Source organism: Paraburkholderia sp. C35 (assembly GCF_003121405.1).
GTDB lineage: Bacteria > Pseudomonadota > Gammaproteobacteria > Burkholderiales > Burkholderiaceae > Paraburkholderia.
On the sequence record NZ_QBUY01000002.1, the window covers coordinates 128,241 to 143,040 of the forward strand.

The following is a 14,800-nucleotide window of genomic DNA, read 5'->3' on the forward strand; positions in this document are numbered from 1 at the left end:
TGAAAGGCGAGTGATATAAATTTCCTCAACCCCGTACGGAACCGAAGGAGTGTCGATATGGATCAGCGTGGCCTTTTCTCACCGACATCGATTGGTGCGATTCCCGTCGCGAATCGCATTGCGATGGCGCCATTGACGCGCTCGCGCGCCGGGATGGACGGGGTGCAGTCGGCGCTTGCCGTCGAGTACTACCGGCAACGGGCGTCGGCGGGACTCATTGTCAGCGAGGCCACGAACATTTCGCAGCAGGCGCGGGGCTACGCATACACGCCGAGCATTTACACGGAAGCACAGGTAGCCGCGTGGTCGGCCGTCACCCAGGCCGTGCACGAGGCGGGCGGCCGTATCGTGCTCCAGTTGTGGCACGTCGGTCGCATGTCGCACGTCAGCCTGCAAAAAGATGGGGCCGCGCCTGTCGCGCCATCGGCCATTCAGGCTGACGATGAAGTCTTTACAGTCGATGGCCCGGCGCGACCGTCGATGCCTCGGGCCCTCGAACTGGACGAAATACCCGCCATCATCGAAGACTATCGGCACGCTGCGAGCAACGCGAAGTCAGCAGGATTCGACGGCGTCGAAGTGCATGCCGCGAATTGCTATCTGCTGGAACAGTTCATTCGCGACAGCACCAACAAGCGGACCGACCGTTATGGCGGTTCGATCGAAAATCGCACGCGTCTCGCCATCGAAGTCATCGAAGCCGTCGCCGATGTGTGGGGCGCCGATCGCGTTGGCGTTCGCCTCTCGCCGATTACGCGCGCTGTCGGCGATACGCCCCTGGACAGCAATCCGCAGGCAACCTATGGATTTCTCGCAGAGCGTGTTGGCAAGCTCGGTCTCGCGTGGCTGCATTGCGTGGAAGGGCAAACGCAAGGCAAGAACGCAGCAGGAGAGTTTGATTTCAAGGCACTGCACGAATCCTTCGGCAGCAAATACATTGCAAACAACAGCTACGATCGCGAACGGGCCATTGAAGCGGTGGACTCCGGCTATGCCGACATGATCGCTTTCGGCAGACCATTTATCGGAAATCCCGATCTGGTGGACAGGCTGCGTCACGATTTGCCGCTAACGAAAGCACCCGTCGAAACCTACTATGGCGGCGGCGCAGAAGGCTACACGGACTTTCAGCCGTTCACGCAATCTGCCTCGTGAAGTCTGGCCGCGCTGGGTATTGCCGGATTCGATCCTCGCGCCGTGGCCTTCAAAGCACGCATCACGCTCTTCCGCTCACTGACTCCCAGACCTACGAAATCCCTCCACCCATACTTTCGTTTAGGGTCTGGAGGGATACCCTGGGCAGTTCCATACCGCCGTAGACTACCCGCCTTCCTCTGGCGACGCTATCTTTGACACGTGCCTCCCGGGCTTTGCTGGTAAGGGTTCCGGGTGGGTACGCGAACAGCTCTGCGTCATTCGGCGCAGAGTGTCCTGGCGCTACTTCTGAGCGGAAACAGAGGGAAGATCCATGCACGAATCACTTGCCATCGGTCTATACACCGAGCCTACAAAAGTCGTTCCTCATTCATCCGGACTTGTCGCGCGGAATGCGGGCATCGAACCGGATGAGGACCGGCACGACACCATCCTGAGCGCTGGATTGCAGATCGACCGTCAGTCGCTTCACAAGACGAATTCGTTCGTCGCCTCGCGGTGGACAAGCGAAGCACCGCGAATCTGGAACACCACCGTCGACGCTCAGCACATGCTCGTCGCACTGTGTTTGCGTCAAGCGGTAGTCACGGTCGTGTCGAACGGCGAGCCGTTCTACGACGGCGTGCTCGATCGCGGTGCCGCGCTCGTGTTGCCGTCCGGCGTGGAGGTCAGTGGCACGTTTCACACGCCCGCCGACTTCCTGCACGTGTACGTGCCTGCGCACTGGCTCACGGAGTGGCTCGACGACGGCGAGGCGCCGAACATCACCTCGCTGTTCGCTGCAGCGCCGTTGCATGTGCGGGATTCCGTCGTGATCAAACTCACTGGCACGCTATTGCGGGCAGTACATGGACGGGCGGCAACCAGTTCGCTTTACGCAGACGGAATTACGCTATCTATCCTGGCCAGGCTGCTGGAGAACATCGTTGCACGTGCATCGATCAAGCCGGCGCGGGCGTCGTCCGTGTCGCCGCTCGAAGCGTGGCGGGTCAAGATCGCCGTCGATTTCATCGATCAGCGGATTGACGGCAGTCTGACGCTGGCAGAGTTGGGCGGAGCGGTCGGGCTGTCGCCGATGCACTTCGCCGCGCGTTTCAGGGCCGCGACGGGGACTTCGCCTCATACGTTCATCTTGCGCAGGCGGGTCGAGCACGCGAAGACGCTGCTTGCCACCACGAGATCGACCGTCGCCGATATTGCGTTCAGCGTCGGATTTCGCACCCAGGCGCATTTCACCACGGTGTTTCGGCGTCACGTCGATGACACACCGCATCGGTGGCGGGCGAAACATGGCCGCTCCGAAAGCGTCGTAGCGCGAGGCATTTGAAGTACTGTGACCGACCGAACGCCGGCGGCGCGAGCCGCCGGCGTTTGCTATTTCTCTCTTCACTCGCGCAAGGCCGCGACGCCATCAATGATGCATCGCCGCTGCAACGAGAAAGTGAAACGGCATGGCGAGCAGCATGGTGCCGACAAAGCCCACCAGCCACAGAATGACAAACCACATCATGCGTTTGCCGAGCGTTGTCGATTCGGAATCGGAAGCTGGATTGGACATGACTGATCCCCTTCAATGGTATTGGCTTCCCGCTTGCAGCTTGCCGCGAAAGACCCAATAACCCGCAGTGGTGTACACGATGATGATCGGGATGATGATCACCGCACCTACGAGGGCGAAAAGCTGGCTCGGCCGGGGCGATGCAGCGTCCCAAAGCGTGACGCTATTGGGTATCGCGTAAGGCCATATGCTGATCAGCAAGCCGATGTAGCCCAGCAGGATCAGCACGAGGCACAGCACGAACGGCGCGAGATCCATGCGGCGTTTCACTGCGGCGTACATCAGCACGGTAGTGATCGCCACGAGGAAAGGCACCGAGTACAGCCTGTAGCGGAACGATGAATGGAACCAGCGTGCGGCAACCTGCGCATCTGTCAAAGGTGTCCAGATGCTGACGACGAGAATGAAGCCAAGCAACACGAGCGTCAGCGGCCATACCAGCGCACGCAGACGCTCCTGGAACTCACCCTCCGTCTTGAGCACGAGATAGGTCGCACCCTGCAACGCGTAGGTGAACATCAAGCCCATGCCCGTCAAGAAGCTGAACGGCGTGACCCAAAAGAATGGATCGCCGGAAAAGACGCCGTTCTTGACGGGAATGCCGTGAAGATAGGCACCCAGAATCACGCCTTGAAAGAACGCCGCGCCTGCCGAGCCACAGATGAAAGCCAGACTCCACATGTTCTTCGTGCGATTGGCCTTGCCACGCACTTCGAACGATACGCCGCGGAAAATCAGGCAGACCAGCATGAATATGATGGGCAGATAAAGCCCCGACAGCGCGACCGAATAGACCATCGGAAAGGCCGCAAACAGCGCGGCGCCGCCCAGTACCAGCCACGTTTCATTGCCGTCCCAGACTGGCGCGATGCTATGCATCATCATGTCTCTCTCGCTGTCGAGCGGGAAGAACGGAAAGATCATGCCGATGCCCAGATCGAATCCGTCGAGAGCGATGTACATAAAAAGGCCGAGTGCGATGATGGCGGCCCATATCACGGTGACGTCCATGCCATGCTCCGGAATGTCTGAAGGAGGTATGTGTGCGGCGAGTTATTCCGTTGCGGCGGCAAGCGGGCGCCGCCCGGTGGCTTCGGCAGGGTCTACGGGTTCGGGCGTCGGCGTGCCGTCTTCCGAGCGTCCTGGCCCGGCTTGAATGAGCTTCATGATGTAGTAGATGCCCGTGCCGAACACGAGAAAGTAGACCATCACGAAGATGAGCAGAGACACGCCGGCGCTTTGAGCCGTCACGGGCGAGACGGCATCTTTCGTGCGAAGCACGCCGTAGACAACCCACGGTTGGCGACCCGCTTCAGTTGTGATCCAGCCAGCAATCAGCGAGATGATCCCTGTCGGTCCCATCAGCACAGTGAGCCATTGATAAGGACGGAATTCGAAGAGCTTGCCGCTTCTGCGCAGGATGAGGCCGACGATCGCCGTCAGGATCATCAATACGCCAAGCCCGGCCATGATGCGGAAGGTCCAGAAGATCAGCGACGAATTCGGCCGGTCTTCCTTGGGGAACTCCTTCAGCCCACGAATTTCGCCGTCCCAGCTGTGCGTGAGAATCAGGCTGCCGAGATGCGGTATCTGGATCGCGTAGCGTGTTTCCTCGGCCTGCATATCGGGAAAGCCGATGAGATTCAGCGCAGTGCCGCCTTTCTCGGTCTCCCACAAGCCTTCGATGGCGGCGATCTTCGCAGGCTGATACTTGCGCGTATTCAGCCCGTGCTGATCGCCTACGAAAGCCTGGATAGGTGCCAGAAACAGCAGTAGCCAGAGGGCCATCGAATACATCGTCTTGACTTCGGGATCGCGGCGTCCGTGCAGCAGATGCCAGCCTCCCGTCGCGGCGACGATCAGCGCGGCGACGATAAACGCGGCCATCGTCATATGCGCCAGCCGGTACGGAAAGGATGGATTGAAAATGACGGCAAACCAGTCGACCGGGACCACATGTCCATTCTCGACGGAAAACCCTTGCGGCGTTTGCATCCAGCTATTCGAGGACAAGATCCAGAAGGTCGAGATCAGCGTGCCGATCGCCACGAGCAATGTGGCAGCGAAATGAGCCTTCGGTCCCACCTTTTGCCAGCCGAACAACATGATGCCGAGAAACCCGGCTTCGAGGAAAAAGGCGGTCATCACCTCGTAGGTCAACAACGGACCGGTGATGGGCCCAGCGAAGCTGGAGAAGCCGGACCAGTTGGTCCCAAACTCGTAGGCCATCACCACACCCGACACGACACCCATGCCGAAACCCACGGCGAAGATCTTCGACCAGTAAATGCACAGTTCCTTGTAATGCGGCTTGCCCGTTTTCAGGTAGCAGCCTTCGAGGACAGCAAGAAAGCTCGCCAGCCCGATGCTGAGCGCCGGGAACATGATGTGGAACGAGACTGTGAACGCGAACTGAAGCCGTGACAGATCGAGCGCATTGGCATCCATCGAAATCACCTTTCACCAGGCGCACCGGCACTTCGGGACGTCACACGCGCGTTTCGCAGGAAGGAGCGCGTGGGCACCGCCAGGAAGTACGGCGTCGCTCAAGGGTTTATGCCGCCAGTTTTCAAAGATCGACGTTCCGCCTTGGGGCCGCCGGGGTCGAAGGTCGTTCGAGAGGATGAGGCGTATCGTCTGCCCAGATCCGATTGCTCTCGATGACAACACACTAGCGCGATAGGGCTGCGCGGGCAAATAGTACTGCGGTATGACGGCGCCTTAAGGGCGGCATCGAAACCCTATACCGTCGTATAGAACTGCATGCAAGCGACTTCACGGACTCGTCGATGAACGCTAGGGATTACCGACTGCCTGCTGGATTCTTGCGAGTATCACGTCCGAATCGAGAGGCTTTTCAAGGTACGCTATTGCGCCATTGGCGAGTGCAACGGCTTCGTCCTGCACATTGGGATATCCCGTGATGAAAATGGTCGGCGGTGCGATGCCACCCGAAGCCAGTTGTGCATGCATCTCGATGCCTGACATGCCCGGCATCGTGACGTCCGAGATCAGCAATCGCGTTTGCTGCACGATGCCTGAGCGAAGGAATGCATCGGCGCAATCGAACGAAGCAACATCCCATCCTAGCGAGCGTATGAGATTCTCGATCGCCTCCCGAACCGATTCGTCATCTTCTACTATCGAAACAATAGCGGCAGGCGTCACGGGATCCCCTCGGACGGGTTCCACAGGCGGAACGCGCGACGACCCTGTGGATTGTGAACTGTTATCTTTCTAGAATAATGGGTCCGCTACGCTGCAGTAACCATACGTTGGTATAAAAATACGTCTGGTCTATGTAAGGCCCGGAGGCCTGAATGTAATCCGTATCGCGGGCAAGCGATCGGCTGTGTATTGCCACAGCAGGGACCGTCGACGAAACCGGTTCTTGACATTGAAAGGGTCGCAAACGGGGCCGCACGGCGCAACGCTCGCATCGAGCGGATAATTGAACAGCACATCGCGTGAGAGGGGATGCGTAATGACGACCACCGGGAAATCGGCTTCGGGTGACAGCGACGGCTCGCTGGCACCGTCGATCGTCTACATCATCGACGACGATGAGGACGTGAGGGAGTCGCTAGGCAGCCTGTTGCGCTCGGTGGGGCATCGCGTCGAAGCATTCGGTTCACCCGTCGAATTCATCGCGTTTCGCCGCGAGAGCATTCCAAGCTGCCTCATTCTCGACGTGCGGCTGCGCAGCGAAAGCGGCCTCGCTTTTCAGCAGTCGATTGCCAGTCTCGCGCCCCACATTCCAATCCTTTTCATCACAGGTTTTCCGGACGTCGAGATGTCCGTCAAGGCGATGAAAGCCGGGGCGATGGAGTTCTTCTCCAAGCCTTTCCGCGAGCAGGACATGCTCGACGCCGTCACGCAGGCGCTGCAGCGCGATGCGGAACGACTCGCCTTCGAGTCTTCCATTGCCGAGCTACGCGGCCGGTATCAATCGTTGACGCCCAAGGAACGCGATGTGCTCGAATTCGTGCTTGCTGGCTTGCTCAACAAGCAGATCGCCGATGAAATGCACCTCAGCGAAATCACCATCAAGCTGCATCGCGGGCAGGTGATGCGAAAGATGGGCGTGCGGTCGGTCGTCGAACTGGTTCGCCACGCGCAGGTGTTGGGCGTCAATCCACGGGCGCGCCGCTCCTGATGTGATGGTTTGACGATGCGTGCCGCCACGGCACACTAACCAAAAGTATAAGGTCCCGTCATTTTCCTCACGCGCCAAAACCCTTTGTAGGTCTGGCATCGCCCGCCATGCAGGCATATCTTGAATGGGCCGCGTGTGCTTCGGGTGGTGCGCTTGCAAGGCACCCACGAAGCCGGAATCGCCCATGATCCGTCGCTCACGACGTTAGCGGACCATCTTCGCGACAACGCGCGGCCTCGTTTGAATGGAGTCTGTGTCAGCGGCTCACGCTTCGTGAGTCCGCTGCACGGCAATGCAAGTGTCGAATGGAGGCGCAGATGCTGCTAGAAGCAAACCTCGTCGATCCGTGGACCCGGACAATCAATCTTCTGTCGTTGCGTTCGGGGCCATCGTGCACGATTGAAGAGTCCATCGATCAACCTTTGCGGCGCAGGGCGGCCACCGAGAGCAACGCTTCGGCTTGGGAGCCGTGCGTGACGGTGATCGACCGGCCAAGTGCCTTGACTGTCGTGCTCGACTGGCGCGATCCGACCAAGTGCTGCTATCGCGAGCAGTTGTGGGTCTCCGCGCGTGCGCGTGTGTCGGGCCGCTGCGCCATGACGGGCGCGGCGATCGAGCCGGGTGACGACATCTTCCGCCCGCGCCCGGCGCGCCCAGCGCCGCGCAACGTCACGGCAATGGTGCTCGCGTCCGCGGTGGAAGCTTGCACCGCGTCGCTGCCGCCGTTGCTGGAGCAGCGCTGCGCGCCGTGTTCCGCTGAAGACGTGCGCCGCTTCGCAGAAGAACCCGCACTGGACGCCGTCGGATAGGCAGCTTTCCTTCCCGGTGATGCAACAGGGCCAGACGCGAACTTTTGTGAATTCATCTGCTGCAGTAAAGATGCGCGATCCGTGTAGGTAATCAATGGCGTTTTCCGCTTTTTAACTGTCTCCAGACGCATAATCCGGAAATTAACGTGGCTCTGTTGCGCGGCGATGAGTAGTATTAGATTGGGATCGTTTCACGGGACAAGACAGTGAACGGCAATCTGGCCAGTCAGCACGCAACTGAAAACCCGACCGTGTTCATCGTCGACGATGATGAAGACGTGCGCGACGCGTTGCAGCAACTGTTGAGATCGGTGGGTACCAAGGCCAGCGTCTTCTCCAACGGAGAAGCGCTGATCGAGGCATTGAAAGACGGCCCGTTGAATGACGCACCCGCGTGTATCGTGCTCGATGTTCGCCTCAAGGGCCAAAGCGGTTTGATGGTTCAGCAGGAACTGGCGCGGCGCGGCGTCTCACATCCCGTCATTTTCTTGACCGGTCACGGTGACATTGTCATGACCGTCAAGGCCATGAAAGCGGGTGCGGTGGATTTCCTCACGAAGCCGTTGCGCGACCAGGATCTGCTCGACGCAATTGCCGAAGCGATCAGCCTGGACCGCTTGAGGCTGGCCGATGCATCGGCCTTGCAAGACCTGCAGGACCGCTGGATCGAACTGACGCCGCGGCAAAAGCAGGTGATGCATCGGATCGCGCGCGGCATGCTGACCGGCCAGATCGCAAGTGAACTCGGTGTCAGCGAGATCACCGTCAAGATTTACCGCGGAGAAGGGATGAAGCGTCTGGGTGTGAAGACGCTCGGCGAGTTCATCCAGAAAGCAAAATTGCTGGGACTCGCGGTTTCGCCGTCCGAATCCGCATATCTGGAAAGCGGTGGCCGCTAAAGCTCGGGACGCAAGTGAAACACGACGCCTTTATCGCAGCCGTCGTGTGCGCGATCCAGCGTGAATGAAAACTGCGTTCCGTGCGGCTCGGCGTTGTCGTGCCATAGCTCTCCACCGTGTGCTTCGATGATTCGCTTGCAGACGGACAGCCCACGCCCCATGCCACCCGTTTTCGTGGTGACGAACGGAAGAAACAGCGCGTCTCTGCTTTCCTGTGCGATGCCGGGGCCCGAGTCGAAAACGTTGATGACGATAGTCTCTCCGCGCCCAATTTCCGACGAAATCCTGATGATGCGCGCGCGATCGGTGACGTGAGAGATTGCATCGAGCGCATTGAGAAGCAGGTGCTGGATGACCTGCTGGATCTGCATGCGATTGCCGAGCACTGGCCGCATGTTATCGATGCCCACCAGCCTGACCTCCGCGCGATGATCGTCGATGCGCTTGCTCGAGAGCAGGACGACTTCGCGTATGGCAGCATGAATGTCGAATCGGCGGAACGCCTGTTCAGGCTGCCTGATCAGCGTGCGAAGCCCGTCGATCGAACGTTTCGCCCTTGCTGCGCAGCTTCGAACCTTGTCGAGACTGAGTTTGACTTCATCGAGGCTGGGCACATCGCGCTCCAGCCAACGAAGCCCGGCGCCCGTCGATGCGTCGATCGCGCTGAGCGGCTGGCTCAGCTCGTGAATGATCGAGGCGAGCAGCTCATCCGTATTGGTGGCGCAGGACGCTTCGAACAGTGCATTGCGCGCATGATGCAATTGACGCTCTGTGTCGTCGCAAGGGCGTTTCTCATCGTCGTGTGAGGGCTGCGCCATTGCCTGTGCGAGAGAAGGTCCGATCTGCGATGCCATGCGTTCTATCAAGGCGCGCTTATCAGGGGAAAAAGCGGAATCGGGTTGGCTGCTTTGCAAGTACAGCACGGCAATGAGATCGCGATGACTGAATAGCGGAATGCCGAATCCGGTAAGCGACGCAGAATCATCAGCGATTCCGCGGCCGGCTGATTCGATGCATCGGACTTTTGTGTCCGCGAGCAATGGCAATCCGGTGCGCAGCACTGACCGTCCAATGAAGAGGCTCAGCGATTCAGGTGTGATTGCTGATCCGAATTCGACCACGATGTCTTGCTGCTGCGTTGCGCGCGCACGCACACAGAGGCCGCTTTCTGCGCGGAACATCAGCTGGCATACGGTTGCGCCCGTGCTGACCAGCATCATGCGCATGATGGTTTCCATCACGCGTTTCAGTGCAACTTCATCGAGCCGGACAGCCGGAATCGTAGCGGGCGCTTCCGTGTTTTCTTCACGATCGCTCGACATGTCGCGCTCTCCCGATTCAGAAAAATCAGTCACGTTGCATGCACTGTCCACTGACTGTTTCACCCTGACTGCCCGCGATGTTGCGAATCATTTGATGAGTATAGATCGCCTGATCAGTCCGTTGTTTCCGATGTGTTGTTGAACCCACGTTAGATGCGAAGCGGTCGCCTCCATCGCTCCAGACATTAGTTATTTCGCTGCACATAAAGGTTCATCGAACACGCACATACCCGTGCGCATTGAAAAATCCACGTTCCTTATCCGGTCGATTTTTATCAGGAACGGTGGCAATCTTCCTGTTACCGATCGTCGCTGCCGCGAAGGAAAAAATAAACGCGCATGACGTTCGTTCAGATGGCGTCACCCATCGGAAGAGGTGCATATGGACAAGCTTCGGAACATGCGCGTATTTGCACGCGTGGTCGAAATGGGCAGCTTCACGAACGTGGCCAGACAGTTGAACAGCACGACAGGCAATGTATCGAGAGCCGTCACTGAACTCGAACAGGATCTCTCCACGCGACTCATACAGCGCACGACACGACGTCTTGCAGTGACGGAATCCGGGCAACGCTACTACTCGCGGTGCAAGAAGATACTCGAAGAGATCGACTACGCCGACGCGGAAGCGCGCGAGGCGATAAGCGAGCCGCGTGGCATATTGAGGGTGCACGCCATTCCCGGTCTGGGTCAAAAGCACGTGACAGCGGCGATCATTGCGTACCGCAAGGAGCATCCATCCGTGTGCGTAGAACTGACACTCACACAAGAGATGCCCGATCTTTTAAGCGATGCGATCGATGTGTCGATATTCTCCGCGACAGCCTTGCCCGATTCGGCCAATGTCGCACAGATCATCGGATCGAGTCGTTCGATTCTGGTTGCATCGCCGGACTATATTGCCGGCAACGGCGCGCCTGAAACACTCGACGACCTTTCCCGGCACACCTGCGTGCGCATCCACACTCCGCCGTATCCATCGGACGACTGGATCCTGTGCAGCACTTCCGAGGAATTCGTCTTTACGCCATCGGATTCGTACTTCTCGGTCAACGATCATGAAGCCATGTCGGTCGCGCTCAGGGCGGGCGCCGGCGTCGGCTTGCTATCCGCGTACTCGGTAATGGATGACTTGCGACTCGGTAATCTGGTGCGCGTTCTGCCGGATCTTTCCACGCATCCACGCTTCGTCTACGCGATTTATCCTTCACGACAGTATCTGGAAGCGAAGATCAGGACGTTCGTCGAATTCATCAAACAGAGCGTCGGGCGGAGTCTCTCCCAGGAAGAAGAAGCGATCAGCGCCCGATCTAACAATAAAGATTAAAAACGCTAATCAGTGATGCCGGTAAGTCCAGGTATGACTCGACGGCGGCGCGCTTTCGCCCATCTCCGATGTCGATGCGGCGACACCGCCGACATCGTCTGAATAGCGGGTTCTTTCGTTCATACGTTCACTCGACAGTGTCTGTGAGCTTTCGCCGCGCTGCGATGCCGGTGCGCCCACATAGGGCCGATAGAACGGCGCTGGTCCATATCCGCTTGCGAACGCAGAAGGCGAGACAGAGGCTGATGCGGCAGCGAGAAAGAGTCCCGCGAACAATGCTCGTTTCATGATTGACTCCGGAAATGCAGTCTGGGACCAGCGAATAGTGGTCCCACATACGACTATTTCATCAAGTGCGTTGCGTCAGTTGCCAGGCTCGGAAACGTGCATGTTGTTCGTCACGCCCGTCACGCCGGCAACCTTGCTCGCAACGTTTTGCGCTACGGTTAGCTGCGACGCATCCGGGGCCTCGCCCAGCAACGTGACTTCGCCGCCGCGCGCCAGAATGACGATGCCCGACGAGTCGAGATGTTTCGTCGCGGTCAGTGCGTGCCGGACTTTTATCTCGAGTTGATGGTTCTGCATCCGGACGGCCTTTTTGGTCGGCGGTGCCGCGGCTGCACTGGCAGCCGCGTCGGTCTGTGCATAAGCGGGTGCCACTCCGGCAATGGCGATTGCGGTGATCGCAAAAGCGATCAGATGTTTGCCTGCAGACATAGCGATTCTCCCTCGTGTCGAGTTGATAACGGATAGTCGATGCAGCGTGTTTCTCGCGCCGCAATATCGTCCGTTGAAAGCATTGTTCAGGTCATGGCATCGCGAAGTCTTTTCTGAAAACACGTTATTTGCGAGCGCTCACGATGGCTTACGGATTGCCGTCGGGTGGTGGGGCTGTATCTGTATTGGACTGAACATCGGTGAGTGGCTGAGTGCCCGCGCTCTGTTGACGCTTTTTCTCGGCAAGGCGTGCTTCAGCCGACTCGATATCGTAGGGAAATCGCAAACGCGACGCTTCTGCAGGCCGATAGCCAACGCCTTCCAGATCCGAAAGATGCTGAAGAACCTGCGCGCGAGTCAGTGGGCCGTTGTCGCTCTGTGCAAGCACTGACACGGGAAACATCAGCGCGATTGCAAACAGCCCCGTAGATCGTAGCGGACTCAACGGGCGAACTGTGCTGAAGCCGTTCGTGGAATGACGCGTATTCATGAACCGACCATAGCATTCACATCAAAGCCACATCGAATCCTGATTCGCAGTGGAAATTTCCCGTGCGGAGCCGAAAGAATGGCCTTGTCTGCGGCGTTAATATGAACCGCGCGCGGCGCCAGGCTTAGCGGCAGTAAAGGCGACGGCATCCCACAAAAATTCGATGCGACAAGGTCGAACGGACATGATTGCGACTCTCCGTGGTCTTTTGAAAGAGGCCGTTGTCTATCGAAACGACGATTTGCCGCGCTTCCTGCACGCGTTCAAGGCGGCGCTGGCTGTCATCCTGAGCATGCTGATCTGCATGCGGCTGGAACTGCGCGCGCCCGGCACGTCGATGGTATCGGCGGTGATCGTGATGCTCGCGCAGCGAAGCGGAATGGTGATCGCACGTGCCTTTTACCGCACGCTGGGCATTGCGTGCGGAAGTCTCGCCGGGCTGACGCTGATCAGTCTGTTTGCACAGCAGCCGCCGCTATTTATCGCCGGTTTGTCGATATGGGTGGGGCTGTTCGTTGCGGGTTCGTCGTACTACAAGAATTACCAGTCGTATGGTTTCGTGCTGTCGGGCTACGCCGCTTGCATTACGACCGTTCCCGAATGGCCCGTTCCCTACGATGTCGTGATCAACCTGATTTACATCGTCAGCGAGGTGATGATCGGTGTCGCGATGGGCAGTCTTGTGAGTGCACTCGTGTTTCCGCAGAAAGTGGTTCCTGCATTGATCACATGGCGGGAATCCGCGTTGGGGAAGCTGTTGCCCGCACTGCGCGCAGCAGCATTGGGAAATAGCAAGGACGATCCGATCGACAGCTACATGAAACTCATACGCGAGAGCGTGTCGATAGAAGAATTGCGCACGGCGGCTGTGTTCGAGGATCCTGAAATGCGTTTGCGCAACGATGCCTTGACGATGCTCGATCGCACGTTCCTTGACACGGTCACGCGTCTCTACGCATTGGACCGCGCAAGACACATGACCCAGCATGTGGGTGCCGAGGTGCAGGCCGAAATCGATGCGACTTTCGATCTCCTCGCGAAAGCCGCTGCAACCGACGATACGGGAACACAGGAAACCGCGAACCGCCTGCAGGCACTGGAAACGCAGCTTTCCTCGATAAGAGATACGTTGCCCGAGCGTGTGGCGGTACAACTGTCGAAGGTAAGCCCCAACGACGACAATTATCGCGCGATAGAAATGGTCGGTGCCGAAGTCTATACGGCGACGACTTCGCTTCGCGAGTTCTGCGGTGCATGCAGCATCGTGCTGAATCCACCGAAGATCCAGCTGTCCTTGCCGATCATTCAGGCGATTGCGTTCATGCGCAATGCGCCGATCCGTTCGAGTGGTTTGTCCGCGTTGCTATCGGGACTACGTGCAGCGATTGCGACGGGCGTCGTCGGGGCCGCGTGGGTCGCTTCAGGATGGACCAATGGGTATATTGCCGTCGTATCTGCCGGGATCACGAGCGGATTCTTTTCGCTGAGTCCAACCCCTGCCGCTGCAAGCTGGGATGCCTTCGTGGGCTGTGCGATTGCGTGCGTGGTGGGCTTCTTCGTCAACTTCATGTTGATGCCGGGCTTTGGCGACGTTTCGCTACTGGCGCTGTGTTTTGGCATTCTGATCTTCTTCAGCAGCTACGCCTCCACGTTCCCACGCTTCATCGCCATGGGCGCGGGCTTCAGCATCTACCTGTGCTATCTCCTGACGCCAACGAACGTGGCTGTCTATGACCCGCCCTATCTGCTCGATCGCGGTTTTGGCCTGCTGATTGGAATCGGCGTGGCGGCAAGTGCATTTTCACTCGTCGCGCCGAAAGAGGGTGAGTGGCTCGCAAAACGGTACGCCCGCCGCATCGAGGACGTGTTGTCGCATGCCGCCACCGATCTGATCGACGTCGAGACCTCGGCGCAATTGGGTATGTCGATGCGCGATCTCATCGTGCGTATCGTAACGGTACCGGGCGTGTCGCAAGCGTATCGCGAGAACATCACGAAGTGGGCCTTCGGACAGCTCTGGATCGCCAACGCGTTGATCCATGTGAGGGGATGGGCCGATTCGCAGGCGAACGCATTGCCACCCGCATGGGAAGCGGCGCAACGCGAGTGGCTCAGTGCGATGGAAGACGTGGCAGACAAGGCCACAAGCGGCGCCGTTGCAACAGCGCTCGCGCAAACCGAGCGCGTGCTCGATATGCTGCGAGAGCACGCGAGCCCGTCTTCGCCCGGAAGCAGCCGGGCGCTGTTCGAAGTGCGCGCCGGACTGTATTCGACGCGAGCGGCCTTGATCGACCAGTTGCCGGGCGTACCCAGCGCGCCCGCTGTCGCGTCATGAACGCGCCGGGTCGACAGCGATCCAGCTGGTCG

At 58.8% G+C, this 14,800-nt stretch carries 14 protein-coding genes; 7 read left to right on the forward strand and 7 right to left on the reverse strand.

Annotated features, from left to right (window positions below; all coding sequences use genetic code 11):
- Positions 1-57: 57 nt before the first annotated feature.
- A complete protein-coding gene (locus DK391_RS01770) occupies positions 58-1,155 on the forward strand; it encodes an alkene reductase (protein WP_109476261.1) in 1,098 nt (365 codons plus the stop codon).
- 313 nt (positions 1,156-1,468) lie between these two features.
- The gene (locus tag DK391_RS01775; RefSeq protein ID WP_109476262.1) at positions 1,469-2,482 is read left to right on the forward strand and encodes an AraC family transcriptional regulator; all 1,014 of its coding nucleotides are present in this window, start codon (positions 1,469-1,471) and stop codon (positions 2,480-2,482) included.
- Between the two features lie 84 nt (positions 2,483-2,566).
- Here DK391_RS01775 and DK391_RS44065 read toward each other — a convergent pair whose 3' ends face one another.
- The 4 genes from DK391_RS44065 to DK391_RS01790 form a co-directional block, all read right to left on the reverse strand.
- Entirely contained in the window at positions 2,567-2,713 is a 147-nt protein-coding gene (locus DK391_RS44065; RefSeq protein ID WP_162600637.1) for a hypothetical protein, read from the reverse strand.
- Positions 2,714-2,725: 12 nt separating this feature from the next.
- Positions 2,726-3,724, reverse strand: coding sequence for a cytochrome d ubiquinol oxidase subunit II (gene cydB / locus DK391_RS01780; protein ID WP_109476263.1), 999 nt, complete (start codon positions 3,722-3,724; stop codon positions 2,726-2,728).
- A 42-nt stretch (positions 3,725-3,766) separates the two neighbouring features.
- Entirely contained in the window at positions 3,767-5,167 is a 1,401-nt protein-coding gene (locus tag DK391_RS01785; RefSeq protein ID WP_109476380.1) for a cytochrome ubiquinol oxidase subunit I, read from the reverse strand.
- A gap of 342 nt (positions 5,168-5,509) precedes the next feature.
- The gene (locus tag DK391_RS01790; protein ID WP_343225226.1) at positions 5,510-5,905 is read right to left on the reverse strand and encodes a response regulator; all 396 of its coding nucleotides are present in this window, start codon (positions 5,903-5,905) and stop codon (positions 5,510-5,512) included.
- 292 nt (positions 5,906-6,197) lie between these two features.
- Here DK391_RS01790 and DK391_RS01795 point away from each other — a divergent pair, with 292 nt between their 5' ends.
- The 3 genes from DK391_RS01795 to DK391_RS01805 all read left to right on the forward strand — a co-directional run bounded on the left by DK391_RS01795 (position 6,198) and on the right by DK391_RS01805 (position 8,577).
- The gene (locus tag DK391_RS01795) at positions 6,198-6,869 is read left to right on the forward strand and encodes a response regulator (RefSeq protein WP_109476265.1); all 672 of its coding nucleotides are present in this window, start codon (positions 6,198-6,200) and stop codon (positions 6,867-6,869) included.
- 317 nt (positions 6,870-7,186) lie between these two features.
- On the forward strand, positions 7,187-7,678 hold the full coding sequence (locus DK391_RS01800) for a DUF3331 domain-containing protein (RefSeq protein ID WP_109476381.1): 492 nt from the start codon (positions 7,187-7,189) through the stop codon (positions 7,676-7,678).
- A gap of 206 nt (positions 7,679-7,884) precedes the next feature.
- Positions 7,885-8,577 carry a response regulator gene (locus DK391_RS01805; RefSeq protein ID WP_239482668.1) on the forward strand — a complete coding sequence of 231 codons (693 nt, stop codon included), beginning with the start codon at positions 7,885-7,887 and terminating at the stop codon, positions 8,575-8,577.
- Here the strand turns inward: DK391_RS01805 and DK391_RS01810 are convergent.
- Positions 8,574-9,899 carry an ATP-binding protein gene (locus DK391_RS01810; RefSeq protein WP_109476266.1) on the reverse strand — a complete coding sequence of 442 codons (1,326 nt, stop codon included), beginning with the start codon at positions 9,897-9,899 and terminating at the stop codon, positions 8,574-8,576. The genes DK391_RS01805 and DK391_RS01810 overlap by 4 nt on opposite strands.
- Before the next feature lie 382 nt (positions 9,900-10,281).
- On the opposite strand from DK391_RS01810, the gene DK391_RS01815 reads away from it, so the two are divergent.
- A complete protein-coding gene (locus DK391_RS01815) occupies positions 10,282-11,226 on the forward strand; it encodes a LysR family transcriptional regulator (RefSeq protein ID WP_109476267.1) in 945 nt (314 codons plus the stop codon).
- Positions 11,227-11,235: 9 nt separating this feature from the next.
- On the opposite strand, the gene DK391_RS01820 is transcribed toward DK391_RS01815, so the two are convergent.
- A complete protein-coding gene (locus DK391_RS01820) occupies positions 11,236-11,514 on the reverse strand; it encodes a hypothetical protein (RefSeq protein WP_109476268.1) in 279 nt (92 codons plus the stop codon).
- Between the two features lie 75 nt (positions 11,515-11,589).
- A complete protein-coding gene (locus DK391_RS01825) occupies positions 11,590-11,943 on the reverse strand; it encodes a BON domain-containing protein (protein WP_109476269.1) in 354 nt (117 codons plus the stop codon).
- Positions 11,944-12,617: 674 nt separating this feature from the next.
- On the opposite strand from DK391_RS01825, the gene DK391_RS01835 reads away from it, so the two are divergent.
- Positions 12,618-14,768 (forward strand): FUSC family protein, encoded by a 2,151-nt coding sequence (locus tag DK391_RS01835; RefSeq protein ID WP_162600643.1) that lies wholly within the window; start codon positions 12,618-12,620, stop codon positions 14,766-14,768.
- Positions 14,769-14,800 lie beyond the last annotated feature (32 nt).